Source organism: Streptomyces glaucus (assembly GCF_039533365.1).
GTDB lineage: Bacteria > Actinomycetota > Actinomycetes > Streptomycetales > Streptomycetaceae > Streptomyces > Streptomyces glaucus.
This window is the reverse complement of record NZ_BAAATK010000002.1, coordinates 92,723-108,904: the sequence shown is the minus strand read 5'-3', so window position 1 is coordinate 108,904 and position 16,182 is coordinate 92,723. Positions and strand designations below refer to the sequence as shown.

At 69.6% G+C, this 16,182-nt stretch carries 16 protein-coding genes and 3 tRNA genes; 16 read left to right on the top strand and 3 right to left on the bottom strand.

Annotation, left to right across the window (positions count from 1 at the left end; genetic code table 11):
- Nucleotides 1–5: 5 nt before the first annotated feature.
- From ABD363_RS01990 to ABD363_RS01965, 6 genes are all read left to right on the top strand, one after another.
- A tRNA-Thr gene (locus ABD363_RS01990) sits at nt 6–78 on the top strand.
- Nucleotides 79–124: 46 nt separating this feature from the next.
- A tRNA-Met gene (locus tag ABD363_RS01985) sits at nt 125–197 on the top strand.
- A gap of 88 nt (nt 198–285) precedes the next feature.
- Complete coding sequence (gene rpmG, locus ABD363_RS01980) at nt 286–450, top strand: 50S ribosomal protein L33 (protein ID WP_003948671.1); 165 nt, start codon at nt 286–288, stop codon at nt 448–450.
- A 270-nt stretch (nt 451–720) separates the two neighbouring features.
- The gene (locus ABD363_RS01975; protein WP_344599568.1) at nt 721–1,173 is read left to right on the top strand and encodes an FAS1-like dehydratase domain-containing protein; all 453 of its coding nucleotides are present in this window, start codon (nt 721–723) and stop codon (nt 1,171–1,173) included.
- 7 nt (nt 1,174–1,180) lie between these two features.
- Nucleotides 1,181–1,609, top strand: a complete 429-nt coding sequence (locus ABD363_RS01970) for a MaoC family dehydratase (protein WP_344599567.1) — start codon at nt 1,181–1,183, stop codon at nt 1,607–1,609.
- A 59-nt stretch (nt 1,610–1,668) separates the two neighbouring features.
- Entirely contained in the window at nt 1,669–2,724 is a 1,056-nt protein-coding gene (locus ABD363_RS01965) for a UDP-N-acetylmuramate dehydrogenase (protein ID WP_344599566.1), read from the top strand.
- Nucleotides 2,725–2,754: 30 nt separating this feature from the next.
- Here the strand turns inward: ABD363_RS01965 and ABD363_RS01960 are convergent, their stop codons facing one another.
- The gene (locus tag ABD363_RS01960) at nt 2,755–3,387 is read right to left on the bottom strand and encodes an NAD(P)-dependent oxidoreductase (RefSeq protein ID WP_344599565.1); all 633 of its coding nucleotides are present in this window, start codon (nt 3,385–3,387) and stop codon (nt 2,755–2,757) included.
- Between the two features lie 100 nt (nt 3,388–3,487).
- Between ABD363_RS01960 and ABD363_RS01955 the strand changes: the two genes are divergently transcribed.
- Complete coding sequence (locus tag ABD363_RS01955; RefSeq protein WP_344599564.1) at nt 3,488–4,105, top strand: TetR/AcrR family transcriptional regulator; 618 nt, start codon at nt 3,488–3,490, stop codon at nt 4,103–4,105.
- A gap of 84 nt (nt 4,106–4,189) precedes the next feature.
- Here the strand turns inward: ABD363_RS01955 and ABD363_RS01950 are convergent, their stop codons facing one another.
- Both ABD363_RS01950 and ABD363_RS01945 read right to left on the bottom strand, forming a co-directional pair.
- Nucleotides 4,190–5,230: an adenosine deaminase gene (locus tag ABD363_RS01950; protein ID WP_344599563.1), complete on the bottom strand. Its 1,041-nt coding sequence runs from the start codon at nt 5,228–5,230 to the stop codon at nt 4,190–4,192.
- Nucleotides 5,231–5,353: 123 nt separating this feature from the next.
- Complete coding sequence (locus tag ABD363_RS01945; RefSeq protein ID WP_344599562.1) at nt 5,354–6,580, bottom strand: pyridoxal phosphate-dependent aminotransferase; 1,227 nt, start codon at nt 6,578–6,580, stop codon at nt 5,354–5,356.
- Nucleotides 6,581–6,852: 272 nt separating this feature from the next.
- On the opposite strand from ABD363_RS01945, the gene ABD363_RS01940 reads away from it, so the two are divergent.
- From ABD363_RS01940 to rpoB, 9 genes are all read left to right on the top strand, one after another.
- Nucleotides 6,853–6,925, top strand: a tRNA-Trp gene (locus ABD363_RS01940).
- 105 nt (nt 6,926–7,030) lie between these two features.
- Nucleotides 7,031–7,315 carry a preprotein translocase subunit SecE gene (gene secE / locus ABD363_RS01935; RefSeq protein ID WP_344599561.1) on the top strand — a complete coding sequence of 95 codons (285 nt, stop codon included), beginning with the start codon at nt 7,031–7,033 and terminating at the stop codon, nt 7,313–7,315.
- A gap of 81 nt (nt 7,316–7,396) precedes the next feature.
- Nucleotides 7,397–8,206, top strand: a complete 810-nt coding sequence (gene nusG / locus ABD363_RS01930; protein WP_344599560.1) for a transcription termination/antitermination protein NusG — start codon at nt 7,397–7,399, stop codon at nt 8,204–8,206.
- A gap of 169 nt (nt 8,207–8,375) precedes the next feature.
- Nucleotides 8,376–8,810, top strand: coding sequence for a 50S ribosomal protein L11 (gene rplK, locus ABD363_RS01925; protein WP_344599559.1), 435 nt, complete (start codon nt 8,376–8,378; stop codon nt 8,808–8,810).
- Nucleotides 8,811–8,892: 82 nt separating this feature from the next.
- Complete coding sequence (rplA, locus tag ABD363_RS01920; protein ID WP_344599558.1) at nt 8,893–9,618, top strand: 50S ribosomal protein L1; 726 nt, start codon at nt 8,893–8,895, stop codon at nt 9,616–9,618.
- A 140-nt stretch (nt 9,619–9,758) separates the two neighbouring features.
- Complete coding sequence (locus ABD363_RS01915) at nt 9,759–10,670, top strand: SCO4651 family lipoprotein (RefSeq protein ID WP_344599557.1); 912 nt, start codon at nt 9,759–9,761, stop codon at nt 10,668–10,670.
- Nucleotides 10,671–10,994: 324 nt separating this feature from the next.
- Nucleotides 10,995–11,525 (top strand): 50S ribosomal protein L10, encoded by a 531-nt coding sequence (gene rplJ / locus ABD363_RS01910; RefSeq protein WP_210922683.1) that lies wholly within the window; start codon nt 10,995–10,997, stop codon nt 11,523–11,525.
- A gap of 118 nt (nt 11,526–11,643) precedes the next feature.
- Entirely contained in the window at nt 11,644–12,033 is a 390-nt protein-coding gene (gene rplL, locus ABD363_RS01905) for a 50S ribosomal protein L7/L12 (RefSeq protein ID WP_344599556.1), read from the top strand.
- A 569-nt stretch (nt 12,034–12,602) separates the two neighbouring features.
- The gene (gene rpoB, locus ABD363_RS01900) at nt 12,603–16,088 is read left to right on the top strand and encodes a DNA-directed RNA polymerase subunit beta (protein WP_344599555.1); all 3,486 of its coding nucleotides are present in this window, start codon (nt 12,603–12,605) and stop codon (nt 16,086–16,088) included.
- Nucleotides 16,089–16,182 lie beyond the last annotated feature (94 nt).

The following is a 16,182-nucleotide window of genomic DNA, read 5'->3' as shown; positions in this document are numbered from 1 at the left end:
CGCTCGCCCCAATAGCTCAGTCGGCAGAGCGTCTCCATGGTAAGGAGAAGGTCAACGGTTCGATTCCGTTTTGGGGCTCTGGTGTGAGAGGTTCCCGCCGCGAGGCGGGGCCCGATCGCATCGAAGCGGTGTAGCTCAGTCGGTAGAGCAAGCGGCTCATAATCGCTGTGTCACCGGTTCAAGTCCGGTCACCGCTACTCACAGTAGCCGATTGTGGGGTCGGTCCTTCGATCGGCTACTCTTCTTGCGTTAAATCAGTCCACCCGTTCGTCAAGGAGCACTCACGTGGCTGCCACCGACGTCCGCCCGAAGATCACGCTGGCCTGCGTGGAGTGCAAGGAGCGGAACTACATCACCAAGAAGAACCGGCGTAACAACCCGGACCGTCTTGAGATGAAGAAGCACTGCCCGCGTTGCAACGCGCACACCGCGCACCGCGAAACGCGATAAAACAGGCTCGTACGCGAGGCCGTCCCCGTCAAGCCGGGGGCGGCCTCGCGTCGTTTCCGGCCCACCGGCCGGCCGAGGACCTCAGGGGCTTCGTTATCGGGCCCCTACAGCGTGCGCCACCGGTCTCTATCGGGATCCGGCTGGAGAGCACCGGCGGTCGCCGTGGAGGATCACCGGGGAGGGACTTTCCCGTTCCTTGCCGAGGCCGCTCGTCACAGAGGTCGTCCGTGCGCCGCTCGACGACCGCCGACACTTGGAGGTGCCGCGCCCATGGCGCTCGACCAGTCCTTCGTGGGGCGGACCTATCCGCCCACCGCGCCCTACGAGGTGGGCCGGGAGAAGATCCGCGAGTTCGCGGAGGCGGTGGGGGACACCAACCCGGCGTACACGGACGTGGAGGCCGCCAAGGCGCTCGGCCACCCCGATGTGATCGCACCCCCGACCTTCGTGTTCTCCATCACCTTCCGGGCCGCCGGACAGGTCGTCGAGGACCCGCAGCTCGGCCTGGACTACAGCCGGGTCGTGCACGGCGACCAGAGGTTCGCCTACACGCGCCCGGTGCGCGCCGGCGACCGGCTCACGGTCACCTCGACCATCGAGACGATCAGGTCCATGGCCGGCAACGACATCCTGGACATCCGCGGCGAGGTCCACGACGAGGCCGGCGAGCACGTCGTGACCGCCTGGACCAAGCTCGTGGCCCGTGCGGCCGAGGAGGCGTGAACACACCATGACGGCGAAGATCGCGTACGCCGACGTCGAGGTCGGCACCGAACTGCCCGCGCGGACGTTCCCCGTGACCCGCGCCACTCTCGTGAAGTACGCGGGCGCCTCCGGCGACTTCAACCCGATCCACTGGAACGAGAAGTTCGCCAGGGAGGTCGGCCTGCCGGACGTCATCGCGCACGGCATGTTCACCATGGCCGAGGCGATCCGCGTGGTCACCGACTGGACCGGCGACCCCGGCGCGGTCGTCGAGTACGGCGTCCGCTTCACCAAGCCCGTCGTCGTCCCCAACGACGACCGGGGCGCCGTCATCGAGGTCGGCGGCAGGGTCGCGGCCAAGCTCGACGACCACACCGTCCGCGTGGACCTGACGGCGACCAGCGGCGGACAGAAGGTGCTGGGCATGGCACGGGCGGTCGTGCGGCTGGCCTGAGCGGGCGGCCGGATGCGCGCGTGCGAGGGCGTCGCGCGCGTGCAACTAGTCTTGGGCGCGTGCAGGAACTCCACGACGCCCCCCTCGCCCCGCTCACCACCTTCCGGCTGGGCGGCCCCGCGACCCGGCTGCTCACCGCCACCACCGACGACGAGGTGATCGCCGCCGTCCGCGAGGCCGACGACAGCGGCACGCCCCTGTTGCTCATCGGCGGCGGATCCAACCTGGTCATCGGCGACAAGGGCTTCGACGGCACCGCACTCGTCATCGCGACGAAGGGCTTCTCCCTCGACGGCACCGAGCTGGAACTGGCCGCCGGCGAGGTGTGGACCGACGCCGTCGCCCGCACGGTCGAGGCCGGACTCGCCGGCGTCGAATGCCTCGCCGGCATCCCCGGATCGGCGGGCGCCACCCCCATCCAGAACGTCGGCGCGTACGGCCAGGAGGTCTCCGCCACGATCACCGAGGTGATCGCCTACGACCGCAAGGCCCGCGCGACGGTCGCCCTCGCCAACGCCGACTGCGCCTTCGCCTACCGCCACAGCCGCTTCAAGGCCGACCCCGAGCGGTACGTCGTGCTGCGCGTCCGCTTCGCGCTGGAGGACGCCGGCGGGCTCTCGGCCCCCCTCCGGTACGCCGAGACGGCCCGCGCCCTCGGCGTCCGGCCCGGCGACCGCGTGCCGCTGGCCGACGCCCGCGACACGGTCCTGAAGCTGCGCGCCGGCAAGGGCATGGTCCTGGACCCGGAGGACCACGACACCTGGTCGGCGGGGTCCTTCTTCACCAACCCGATTCTCACCGACGCCGAGTTCGCCGTCTTCCGCGCGCGCGTGCGGGAGCGGCTCGGCGACGGCGTGGAACCGCCCGCCTACCCGGCGGGGGAGGGGCGCACCAAGACCTCCGCGGCCTGGCTGATCGACAAGGCCGGCTTCCCCAAGGGCTACGGCACCGGCCCCGCCCGCATCTCCACCAAGCACACGCTCGCCCTGACCAACCGGGGCGGGGCGACCACGGAGGACCTGCTCGCCCTGGCCCGCGAGGTCGTCGCCGGCGTCCGCGAGGCCTTCGGCGTCACCCTGGTCAACGAGCCGGTGACGGTCGGCGTGAGCCTGTAGCCGGTCCCCGCGCGCCCGTCGGAGGACCCGTCAGTACGCCACTCCCACGCCCTGCCGCACCGTCGCCGCGTCGTCGGTCATCGCCAGCATGGCGTGAGCCACGTCGGCGCGCCCGATGAAGCGCCCCTTGGGCGGGAACCCGCCGACGACCGTCCGGTACACCCCGCTGACCGGCTTGTTCTGCAGCCGCGGCGGCCGTACGACCGTCCAGTCCGTGGCGCTGCGGGCGATGTCGGCCTCCATCTGCCGCAGATCCGCGTAGACGTCCTTCAGGACCGCGGAGACGAGGGAGCGCACGGCGCGGTCCAGCGGCCCGTCCTGAGCCGGCGCGGGACCCACCGGCGCCGCGCTCACCACCAGCAGCCGCCGTACCCCCGCCGGCTCCATCGCGTCCAGCACCGTCCGGGTCAGCCGGGCCGCCACCCCGGCGTCCTTCCGGCTGCGGGCGCCGAGCCCGGACAGCACCGCGTCCCGGCCGGCCACCGCCGGGCGCACCGCCGCCGGGTCGTCCAGCTCGGCCCGGAACACCTCCAGGCCCGCGCCGGTCACCGTGAGCCGCGCGGGATCCCGTACCACCGCCGTGACCTCGTGCCCGGCGCCGAGCGCCTGCCGGACGATCTCCTGACCGATGCCTCCCGTGGCGCCGAACACCGTGAGCCGCATGACGTTCCCCTGTCCGCTCGGGTGGGTGAGTGCTTACTCACTCCGGTGTCCCCTATAGTGAGTAAGCACTCACTCACCGTCAAGCCCGGTTGGAGCAGCCATGCGGTCACCGGCCCTCAAGCCGGCCCGGGAGCGCGTCCTGGACGCCGCCCACCACCTGATGAGCACCGTCGGACTCGCCCGCACCACCACCAAGGAGATCGCCCGGGAGGCCGGCTGCTCCGAGGCCGCGCTCTACAAGCACTTCGCGAGCAAGGAGGAGCTGTTCATCAGCGTCCTGGCCGAACGCCTGCCGCAACTGGCGCCGCTGCTGCACGGCCTGGCCGCCGAGCCGGGGCGGCACACGCTCGCGGAGAACCTCACCGAGATCGCCCGCCAGGCCGCCCTCTTCTACGAGCAGAGCTTCCCGATCGCGGCCTCGCTGTACGCCGAGACCCAGCTCAGACGGCGGCACGACGACGCGATGCGGGAGGTGGGCAAGGGGCCGCACCTGCCCATCGAGGGGCTCGCCGCGTACCTGCGGGCGGAACAGGCCGCGGGACGGGTCAGCGCCGACGCCGACCCCTTCGCGGCGGCCTCGCTGCTGATCGGGGCGTGCGCGCAACGGGCCTTCGCGTACGACGCCGCGCCCGGCGGACGCCCCCCGGTGGACGACTTCGCCCGCCGCCTCGTCCGCACGCTGCTGAGCGGGATCTCCGCCGCCGACGACCGGACGTGACGGCCGCCGGGCGCACGGCGCGGGGCGCCCGTACGCGGCCGGGGCCGCGCCGCGGCACGCCGCCGCCCCAGGCGGTGGCCCGCCTCAGGCGACCGGGGCGCCGAGCCAGGCGTCGACGCCCTCCAGCAGCTTCGTCTTGACGTCCTCCGGGGCCACCGACGCCCGCACCGACTGCCGGGCCAGTTCCGCCAGTTCCGCGTCCGTGAACCCGTGATGCCGGCGCGCGATCTCGTACTGCGCCGCCAGCCGCGAGCCGAACAGCAGCGGGTCGTCCGCGCCCAGCGCCATCGGCACGCCCGCCTCGAACAGTGTCCGCAGCGGCACGTCCTCCGGCTTCTCGTACACGCCGAGCGCCACGTTCGACGCCGGGCACACCTCGCAGGTCACCTGCCGGTCCGCGAGCCGCTTCAGCAGCCGCGGGTCCTCCGCCGCGCGCACCCCGTGCCCGATCCGGTCCGCCTCCAGGTCGTCCAGGCAGTCCCGCACCGACGCCGGGCCGGTCAGCTCGCCCCCGTGCGGCGCCGACAGCAGCCCGCCCTCCCGCGCGATCGCGAACGCCCGGTCGAAGTCCCGGGCCATCCCGCGCCGTTCGTCGTTCGACAGCCCGAAGCCGACCACGCCCCGGTCCGCGTACCGCACCGCCAGCCGGGCCAGCGTGCGCGCGTCCAGCGGGTGCCTCATCCGGTTCGCCGCCACCAGCACCCGCATCCCGAGCCCGGTCTCCCGCGTCGCGGTCTCCACCGCGTCCAGGATGATCTCCAGCGCCGGGATCAGCCCGCCCAGGCGGGGGGCGTACGAGGTCGGATCGACCTGGATCTCCAGCCAGCCCGAGCCGTCCTTGATGTCCTCCTCCGCGGCCTCGCGCACCAGCCGCCGGATGTCCTCCGGCTCCCGCAGGCACGAGCGTGCCGCGTCGTACAGCCGCTGGAAGCGGAACCAGCCCCGCTCGTCCGTCGCCCGCAGCCGCGGCGGTTCCCCGCTCGTCAGCGCCTCGGCCAGCGTCTCGGGCAGGCGCACGCCGTACTTGTCGGCCAGCTCCAGCAGGGTGGCGGGCCGCATCGACCCGGTGAAGTGCAGGTGCAGATGGGCCTTCGGCAGCTCAGAGAGATCACGTACACGCTCCATTCCCAGATCCTGCCGCACGTCCCCGGCGTCCCGGTAGCGCCTTCCCCGTTCGTGGTCTTGCCCGCACACACGTCAGAGGGCCCGTCCCAGGAACGTTCCCAGGACGGGCCCTCCCGGCGGACGTCAGTCCCTGGCCTCCGCCAGCAGCTTCTGGATCCGGCTCACGCCCTCGACGAGGTCCTCGTCGCCCAGCGCGTACGACAGCCGCAGGTACCCCGGCGTGCCGAACGCCTCGCCGGGCACCACCGCGACCTCGGCCTCCTCCAGGATCAGCGCGGCCAGCTCCACGGTGTCCCGCGGACGCCTGCCGCGGATCTCCTTGCCGAGCAGCGCCTTCACCGACGGGTAGGCGTAGAACGCGCCCTCGGGCTCCGGGCAGACCACGCCGTCGATCTCGTTCAGCATCCGCACGATGGTCCTGCGGCGCCGGTCGAAGGCCTCCCGCATCCTCTCGACCGCGCTCAGATCGCCGGACACCGCGGCCAGCGCCGCCGCCTGCGCCACGTTGGACACGTTCGACGTCGCGTGCGACTGGAGGTTGGTCGCGGCCTTCACCACGTCCTTGGGGCCGATGACCCAGCCGACCCGCCAGCCCGTCATGGCGTACGTCTTCGCCACGCCGTTGACGACGATGCACTTGTCGCGCAGCTCCGGCAGGAGCGCGGGCAGGGACGTGAACGCCGCGTCCCCGTACACCAGGTGCTCGTAGATCTCGTCCGTCAGGACCCACAGCCCGTGCTCCACGGCCCACCGGCCGATCGCCTCGGCCTGCTCGGCGCTGTAGACGGCGCCGGTCGGGTTCGACGGCGACACGAACAGGACGACCTTCGTCCGCTCCGTCCGGGCCGCCTCCAGCTGCTCGACGCTCACCCGGTAACCGGTCGTCTCGTCCGCGACGACCTCCACCGGGACACCGCCGGCCAGCCGGATCGACTCCGGGTACGTCGTCCAGTACGGCGCCGGGACGATGACCTCGTCGCCCGGGTCGAGGATCGCGGCGAACGCCTCGTAGATGGCCTGCTTGCCGCCGTTGGTGACGAGGATCTGCGCGGGGTCGACCTCGTAGCCCGAGTCGCGCAGCGTCTTCGCGGCGATCGCGGCCTTCAGCTCGGGCAGACCGCCGGCCGGGGTGTAGCGGTGGTACTTCGGGTTGCGGCAGGCCTCGACCGCGGCCTCGACGATGTAGTCCGGGGTCGGGAAGTCGGGTTCACCGGCGCCGAAGCCGATCACCGGACGCCCGGCGGCCTTGAGGGCCTTGGCCTTGGCGTCCACGGCGAGGGTGGCGGACTCGGAGATCGCGCCGACTCGGGCGGAGACCCGGCGCTCGGTGGGAGGGGTTGCAGCGCTCATGAAACCCATCGTTCCAGACCGGAAACGCGCCCGGCACGCGGGTTTCACGTACTGAACAGCCCCGGGCAAACCCGTGGACACCCGTGCGGATCCACCCCGCGGACCGGGCGCTCTTCAGCCAGAGTTCCGCTCCCGAGGCCGACCACGGGCCTTTTCTGTTCGACGACCGGCCCCGGACCACGTACACTCTCACCTCGTTGGCCTTCAACAGCCGCACTCGCAGGGTGCACACCCGGCACCCGGGTGGATGCGGTACGTTGGGGGGCACACAAAGGGTCGTAGCTCAATTGGTAGAGCACTGGTCTCCAAAACCAGCGGTTGGGGGTTCAAGTCCCTCCGGCCCTGCTACACACACCGCCAGGATGTGTGCGCATGTACGTACAGCAATGCACTGCCGTGCGGCTCAGACCGGGCGCGGCACGGCCACGACCCGGAATCAGGTGAGGACGAGTGACGGACGCCGTGGGCTCCATCGACATGCCTGATGCCCAGGACGAGGCGCCGGACTCCAAGAAGACCCGCAAGGGCGGCAAGCGAGCCAAGAAGGGCCCGCTGAAGCGCCTCGCGCTCTTCTACCGCCAGATCATCGCGGAGCTCCGCAAGGTCGTCTGGCCGACCCGCAACCAGCTGACGACGTACACCACCGTGGTGATCATCTTCGTCGTCATCATGATCGGCCTGGTCACCGTGATTGACTATGGGCTCAGCAACGCCGCCAAGTACGTCTTCGGCTGAGCCGCGAGCGAAGAGCGCCGAGGTACCCGGCGCTCCTTTTCGCATGTTCCACCCCTATGTATCCAGGAAGAAGCAGCCACCGTGTCTGACCCGAACGTGAACGACGCCATCGAGCCGGTCGAGTCCGTCGAGGACGAGCTCGACACCGTCGAGGGCGCGGACAACGAGGACACCGAGACCTCCGCCGAGGTCGAGGCTGCCGACGCCGCCGAGGCCGAGGAGACGGACGGCGGGACCGAGGCCCGGGAAGAGGAGACCGAAGCCGAGCCCGAGCTCGACCCGGTCGAGAAGCTCCGCCAGGAACTGCGCGGCCTGCCCGGCGAGTGGTACGTCATCCACACCTACGCCGGCTACGAGAAGCGCGTGAAGGCCAACCTGGAGCAGCGCGCCGTCTCGCTGAACGTCGAGGACTTCATCTACCAGGCCGAGGTGCCCGAGGAAGAGATCGTCCAGATCAAGAACGGCGAGCGGAAGACGGTCAAGCAGAACAAGCTCCCCGGCTACGTCCTGGTCCGCATGGACCTGACCAACGAGTCCTGGGGCGTCGTCCGCAACACCCCCGGCGTCACCGGCTTCGTGGGCAACGCCTACGACCCGTACCCGCTGACCCTGGACGAGATCGTCAAGATGCTCGCCCCGGAGGCCGAGGAGAAGGCCGCCCGCGAGGCCGCCGAGGCCGAGGGCAAGCCGGCTCCGCAGCGCAAGGTCGAGGTCCAGGTGCTGGACTTCGAGGTCGGCGACTCGGTCACCGTCACCGACGGCCCGTTCGCCACGCTGCAGGCCACCATCAACGAGATCAACGCCGACTCCAAGAAGGTCAAGGGCCTGGTGGAGATCTTCGGCCGGGAGACGCCGGTCGAGCTCTCCTTCGACCAGATCCAGAAGAACTAGCCGCTTCCGGACCGCCAGCTCCCGAACAGGTCAGACGGGCTCCGAGCCGGTCTGACCTGCTCGGTTTTTGGCCGCACATGGATACCCGTTATCGTTGTGCGGTATGCCTCCATCCGGACGATCCGGATCGGACGGTGGAAAACTCTCACTAAGGACCCGGAGAGAGCACATGCCTCCCAAGAAGAAGAAGGTCACGGGGCTCATCAAGCTCCAGATCCAGGCCGGTGCCGCCAACCCGGCCCCGCCGGTCGGCCCCGCGCTGGGTCAGCACGGCGTGAACATCATGGAGTTCTGCAAGGCCTACAACGCCGCGACCGAGTCGCAGCGCGGTTGGGTCATCCCGGTGGAGATCACGGTCTACGAGGACCGTTCCTTCACCTTCGTCACCAAGACCCCGCCGGCCGCCAAGATGATCCTCAAGGCCGCGGGCATTGAGAAGGGCTCCGGCGAGCCGCACAAGACCAAGGTCGCCAAGATCACCCGCGACCAGGTCCGCGAGATCGCCCAGACCAAGATGCCCGACCTCAACGCCAACGACCTGGACGCCGCCGAGAAGATCATCGCCGGCACCGCCCGTTCCATGGGCGTCACGGTCGAGGGCTGACCTCAACCCCCGTACCAAGCGGAAGTGTGGCAGGGCCTGCTCGGCCCGGACCACGACTCCTAGGAATCCACAGGAGCTTTAAGTGAGCAAGCGCAGCAAGTCCCTTCGCGCTGCGGACGCCAAGATCGACCGGGAGAAGCTCTACGCTCCCCTCGAGGCCGTCCGTCTCGCCAAGGAGACCTCCACGACCAAGTTCGACGGCACCGTCGAGGTCGCCCTGCGTCTGGGCGTCGACCCGCGCAAGGCCGACCAGATGGTCCGTGGCACCGTGAACCTCCCGCACGGCACCGGCAAGACCGCCCGGGTCCTGGTCTTCGCGACCGGTGACCGTGCCGAGGCCGCGCGTGCCGCGGGCGCCGACATCGTCGGCGCCGACGAGCTGATCGACGAGGTGTCGAAGGGCCGCCTGGACTTCGACGCCGTCGTCGCCACCCCGGACCTCATGGGCAAGGTCGGCCGCCTCGGCCGTGTGCTCGGTCCGCGTGGTCTGATGCCGAACCCGAAGACCGGCACCGTCACCCCCGACGTCGCCAAGGCCGTCACCGACATCAAGGGCGGCAAGATCGAGTTCCGCGTCGACAAGCACGCGAACCTGCACTTCATCATCGGCAAGACGTCCTTCGACGACACCAAGCTGGTGGAGAACTACGGCGCGGCGCTGGAGGAGATCCTCCGTCTGAAGCCGTCCGCCGCCAAGGGCCGCTACATCAAGAAGGCCGCCATCACCACCACGATGGGCCCCGGCGTCCCGGTCGACCCGAACCGCACCCGCAACCTCCTCGTCGAGGAGGACCCGGCCGCGGTCTGAGCCCGGTGGCTCACCTGATCGGTCACGGGCCCGGCACCTTTCGAGGTGCCGGGCCCGTTCCCTTTGCGGGACAGCCGTCGGCGGCCTGCGTTAGCGTGCAGGCACGGGACACGCACAGGGGGGCCTCAGGGGTGGAACGGGTGAAGCGCGGGTTCGTACGCCGGGTGGGTCTCGTGATCGCGCTGGCGGCCGCCCTGACGGGCACGGGCGCCTGCACCGTCGCCGGCCCCTCCGACGGCTCGGCCGAGGACACCGGGACCGGCCGGGCCGCGACCCGGGCCGGCCTGGCGGCCCTGCGCGCCGCCGAGCGGTCCACGGACCGGGCCGACTCCGCCCGCGTCGAGTCCACCACGACGATGGGCACGCTGATGTCCATGACCGCCGACGGCACCCTGCGCTGGGGCGACGGCCTCACCGGCACCCTCACCCTCACCTGCACCGGCGGCACGCTGGCCGACACCATGCGCCGCCTCGGCACCACGTCGATGGAGGCCCGCTACCTCCCCGACGCCTACTACGCCCGCATGGGCGACGCCTTCGCCGAGCAGGCGGACGGCAAGCACTGGATCCGGTACGCGTACGACGACCTGGAGGACCTCGCCGGCGGCTCCGGCGCCTACCTCGGGGACCGGATGCGCAGCACCACCCCGAACCAGTCGGTGCAGCTCCTGCTGGCCTCCGGGGACGTCCGCGAGGTCGGCGAGGAGGAGGTGCGCGGCGAGCGCACCACGCACTACTCGGGCACGGTCGACGTCGCCGGCCTCGCCACCCGCGACTCCGGCCTCGGCGAGCGCCGGCTCGCCGACCTGAGGAAGCAGCTCACCGAGGCCGGCGTCACCACCGAGACCGTCGACCTCTGGATCAACGACCGGAACCTGCTGGTGAAGAAGGTCGAGAAGAGCCGGACGGCGATCGGGCAGCTGACCCAGACCGCGTACTACAGCGACTACGGCGTCCGGGTCTCCGTCGAGAAGCCCCCGGCCGACGACACCGGGGACTTCGAGGAACTGCTGCGCGAGCACGGGACCGCCCTGGACGACGGCGCCCCCTGACCCCGCTCGGGCCCGTGCGCGCGGGCTCCTCCCGGGTCCCGTACGGGCGGATTTGCTCGACGGCGTCTCGTTCCCGTACTCTCCTACAGAAGCCAAAGACCGCTGGTCGTTGCCGTGCCCCGAACGGGGTCGGTGGCCGAAGGATCCGCTGAACTGCGGACGACCCGCGCAGGTGACAGTGGAAGAACTCCCGGAGCATGCGTGTCCACACGCGTGTGCGGCCGGTCGAGTCCGCCCCGTGCGCCTGCGCCGGGGCGTTTCGTTTTCCCCAGTCCTCCTTCGGGTCCGCGCGGTCCGAATCACCCGGAAGGAGGCCGAGGCTCTATGGCGAGGCCCGACAAGGCTGCCGCGGTTGCCGAGTTGACGGACCAGTTCCGCAACTCGAACGCCGCCGTGCTGACCGAGTACCGCGGTCTCACCGTGGCCCAGCTCAAGCAGCTGCGCCGTTCGCTCGGTGAGAACGCCCAGTACGCCGTGGTGAAGAACACGCTGACCAAGATTGCGGCCAACGAGGCCGGGATCACGACGCTGGACGACCTGTTCAACGGTCCGACGGCGGTCGCCTTCGTCACCGGTGACCCGGTGGAGTCGGCGAAGGGTCTTCGTGACTTCGCCAAGGACAACCCCAATCTCGTCATCAAGGGCGGTGTCCTTGACGGCAAGGCGCTGTCCGCCGACGAGATCAAGAAGCTTGCGGACCTCGAGTCCCGCGAGGTTCTGCTGTCCAAGCTGGCCGGTGCCTTCAAGGCGAAGCAGTCCCAGGCTGCCTCCGTCTTCCAGGCGCTGCCGTCGAAGCTCGTCCGCACCGTGGACGCGCTGCGCGCCAAGCAGGACGAGCAGGGCGGTGCCGAGTAATTCGGCTCGCTTCCTGACCCACGCCGCCTGAGCGCGGCACGGGTCGCAGCGGGCCCGACGTACGCCCGCCTCACCCAGTACATCCGGCACCTGCCGATTTAGTGGAAGGACCGCCATCATGGCGAAGCTCACCCAGGACGAGCTGCTTGCCCAGTTCGAGGAGATGACCCTCATCGAGCTCTCCGAGTTCGTGAAGGCCTTCGAGGAGAAGTTCGACGTCACCGCCGCCGCGGCCGCCCCGGTCGTCGTCGCCGGTGGTGCCGCCGGTGGCGCCGCCGCCGAGGCCGAGCCGGAGAAGGACGAGTTCGACGTCGTCCTCACCGGTGCCGGCGACAAGAAGATCCAGGTCATCAAGGTCGTGCGCGAGCTGACCTCCCTGGGCCTGAAGGAGGCCAAGGACCTGGTCGACGGTGCGCCGAAGCCGGTTCTGGAGAAGGTCAACAAGGAGCAGGCCGACAAGGCCAAGGAGGCCCTCGAGGGCGCCGGCGCCTCCGTCGAGGTCAAGTAAGACCTCTCCGGGGCTCGGACACTCTCCGACCTCTCTGCGGCGCTGAGAACAGCCTCGTAGGGCTGTAACGCGAACGCACCGAGGAGCGATCATCCATCCGGGTGGTCGCTCCTCGGCGTTCCCGGGGTCCGGCCACGGTTGCCTTGCATCCCCGTTCGCGGGAGGTATGGTGATCTTCGTCGTCCCTCCGGGTGCCCCGCTCGGGGGTGGGGAGGGCCTTGACGAACCGCACGCAGCGCGCAATTCTCAGGACGCGTCGTCACAAGGATCCAGAAATCCGAGGCATGGATCGACGACGAAGAGGGCAGTATCAACGTGCGTTGAGGGCAAGCATGCCGAGGGCGTTGAGAACAACAAGGGTCGCGAAAACCCCGCACTGGACATCAGTGGGCCAAGTGGCTACACTGACCCTTTGCGCTGCCTGTTAGCTGTCCCCTGCCCGTCACCAGGGGTCTGCCCTCGCCTCAGCACCGACGACCGGATCATCCCCGACCTGGGATTTCTGTCTCCGTGCACGGTGGGGGACCGGTACGCGCGTAGTGAGTCCGAGCCCTCGGAAGGACCCCCTCTTGGCCGCCTCGCGCAACGCCTCGACCGCGAATACGAACAACGCTGCCAGCACCGCCCCGCTGCGCATCTCCTTTGCAAAGATCAAGGAGCCCCTCGAGGTTCCGAACCTTCTCGCGCTCCAGACCGAGAGCTTCGACTGGCTGCTCGGCAACGACGCATGGAAGGCTCGCGTCGAGGAGGCCCTGGAGAACGGTCAGGACGTCCCCACTAAGTCCGGCCTCGAGGAGATCTTCGAGGAGATCTCCCCGATCGAGGACTTCAGCGGGTCGATGTCGCTGACCTTCCGCGACCACCGCTTCGAGCCGCCGAAGAACTCGATCGACGAGTGCAAGGAGCGCGACTTCACGTACGCGGCCCCGCTCTTCGTCACGGCCGAGTTCACCAACAACGAGACCGGCGAGATCAAGTCCCAGACGGTCTTCATGGGCGACTTCCCGCTCATGACCAACAAGGGCACCTTCGTCATCAACGGCACCGAGCGTGTCGTCGTGTCGCAGCTGGTCCGTTCGCCGGGTGTCTACTTCGACTCCACCATCGACAAGACCTCCGACAAGGACATCTTCTCCGCCAAGATCATCCCGTCCCGGGGCGCCTGGCTGGAGATGGAGATCGACAAGCGCGACATGGTCGGTGTCCGCATCGACCGCAAGCGCAAGCAGTCCGTGACCGTCCTGCTCAAGGCGCTCGGCTGGACCACCGAGCAGATCCTCGAGGAGTTCGGCGAGTACGAGTCCATGCGCGCCACCCTGGAGAAGGACCACACCCAGGGCCAGGACGACGCGCTGCTCGACATCTACCGCAAGCTGCGCCCGGGCGAGCCCCCCACGCGCGAGGCCGCGCAGACGCTGCTCGAGAACCTCTACTTCAACCCCAAGCGCTACGACCTCGCCAAGGTCGGCCGCTACAAGGTCAACAAGAAACTGGGTACGGACACCCCGCTGGACGCCGGGATCCTGACCGTCGAGGACATCATCGCGACGATCAAGTACCTGGTGAAGCTGCACGCCGGCGAGACCGAGACGGTCGGCGACAACGGCCGCACGATCATGGTCGAGACCGACGACATCGACCACTTCGGCAACCGCCGTATCCGCAGCGTCGGCGAGCTGATCCAGAACCAGGTCCGTACGGGTCTCGCCCGTATGGAGCGCGTCGTGCGCGAGCGCATGACCACCCAGGACGTCGAGGCGATCACGCCGCAGACCCTGATCAACATCCGGCCGGTCGTCGCCTCCATCAAGGAGTTCTTCGGCACCAGCCAGCTGTCCCAGTTCATGGACCAGAACAACCCGCTGTCGGGGCTGACGCACAAGCGTCGTCTGAACGCCCTCGGCCCGGGTGGTCTCTCCCGTGAGCGGGCCGGCTTCGAGGTCCGTGACGTCCACCCGTCGCACTACGGCCGCATGTGCCCGATCGAGACGCCGGAAGGCCCGAACATCGGTCTGATCGGCTCGCTGGCCTCCTACGGCCGGGTCAACGCGTTCGGCTTCATCGAGACGCCGTACCGCAAGGTCGTCGACGGCCAGGTCACCGACGAGGTCGACTACCTGACCGCCGACGAGGAGGACCGCTTCGTCATCGCGCAGGCCAACGCGCCGCTGACGGACGACCTCCGCTTCGCCGAGAACCGCGTGCTGGTCCGCCGCAAGGGCGGCGAGGTCGACTACGTCGGCCCCGAGGACGTGGACTACATGGACGTCTCGCCGCGCCAGATGGTGTCGGTCGCGACCGCCATGATCCCCTTCCTGGAGCACGACGACGCCAACCGTGCCCTCATGGGCGCGAACATGATGCGCCAGGCCGTCCCGCTGATCCAGGCGGAGGCCCCGCTCGTCGGCACCGGCATGGAGTACCGCTCCGCCGTCGACGCCGGCGACGTGGTCAAGGCCGAGAAGGCCGGTGTGGTCCAGGAGGTCTCCGCGGACTACATCACCACCGCCAACGACGACGGCACGTACATCACGTACCGCCTGGCCAAGTTCGCCCGCTCCAACCAGGGCACCTCGGTCAACCAGAAGGTCATCGTCAACGAGGGCGACCGCGTCGTCGAGGGCCAGGTCCTCGCCGACGGCCCGGCCACCCAGAACGGCGAGATGGCGCTCGGCAAGAACCTGCTGGTCGCCTTCATGCCCTGGGAAGGCCACAACTACGAGGACGCGATCATCCTCAGCCAGCGCCTGGTGCAGGACGACGTCCTCTCCTCGATCCACATCGAGGAGCACGAGGTCGACGCCCGGGACACCAAGCTCGGCCCCGAGGAGATCACCCGGGACATCCCGAACGTCTCCGAGGAGGTCCTCGCCGACCTCGACGAGCGCGGCATCATCCGCATCGGCGCCGAGGTCATCGCCGGTGACATCCTCGTCGGCAAGGTGACCCCGAAGGGTGAGACCGAGCTGACCCCCGAGGAGCGCCTGCTGCGCGCGATCTTCGGTGAGAAGGCCCGTGAGGTCCGCGACACCTCGCTGAAGGTGCCGCACGGCGAGACCGGCAAGGTCATCGGCGTGCGCGTCTTCGACCGCGAGGAGGGCGACGAGCTGCCGCCGGGCGTGAACCAGCTGGTCCGCGTCTACGTGGCGCAGAAGCGCAAGATCACCGACGGTGACAAGCTCGCCGGCCGCCACGGCAACAAGGGCGTCATCTCGAAGATCCTGCCGATCGAGGACATGCCGTTCCTGGAGGACGGCACCCCGGTCGACATCATCCTCAACCCGCTGGGCGTGCCGTCCCGGATGAACCCGGGACAGGTGCTGGAGATCCACCTCGGCTGGCTCGCCAGCCAGGGCTGGGACGTCTCCGGCCTGGCGGAGGAGTGGGCGCAGCGGCTGCAGGCCATCGGCGCGGACCAGGTCGAGCCGCGGACCAACGTGGCGACGCCGGTCTTCGACGGTGCCCGCGAGGACGAGCTGGCGGGTCTGCTGCAGCACACCCTGCCGAACCGCGACGGCGACCGCCTGGTCCTCCCGTCCGGCAAGGCGCGGCTGTTCGACGGCCGTTCGGGTGAGCCGTTCCCGGACCCGATCTCGGTCGGCTACATGTACATCCTGAAGCTGCACCACCTGGTCGACGACAAGCTGCACGCCCGCTCGACCGGCCCGTACTCGATGATCACCCAGCAGCCGCTGGGTGGTAAGGCCCAGTTCGGTGGCCAGCGGTTCGGTGAGATGGAGGTGTGGGCACTCGAGGCCTACGGCGCCGCGTACGCCCTCCAGGAGCTGCTGACCATCAAGTCCGACGACGTCACCGGCCGCGTGAAGGTGTACGAGGCCATCGTCAAGGGCGAGAACATCCCCGAGCCCGGCATCCCCGAGTCCTTCAAGGTGCTCATCAAGGAGATGCAGTCCCTGTGCCTGAACGTGGAGGTGCTGTCCAGCGACGGCATGTCCATCGAGATGCGCGACACCGACGAGGACGTCTTCCGCGCCGCGGAGGAGCTCGGCATCGACCTGTCCCGGCGCGAGCCGAGCAGCGTCGAAGAGGTCTGACGGGAGTCCGGCGGGCCTGCCACCAAGGCCCGCCACCCCCGGTGACCCCCGTACAGACCGAAAGACTTACGACCCTGAGAGGGATTGACGCATA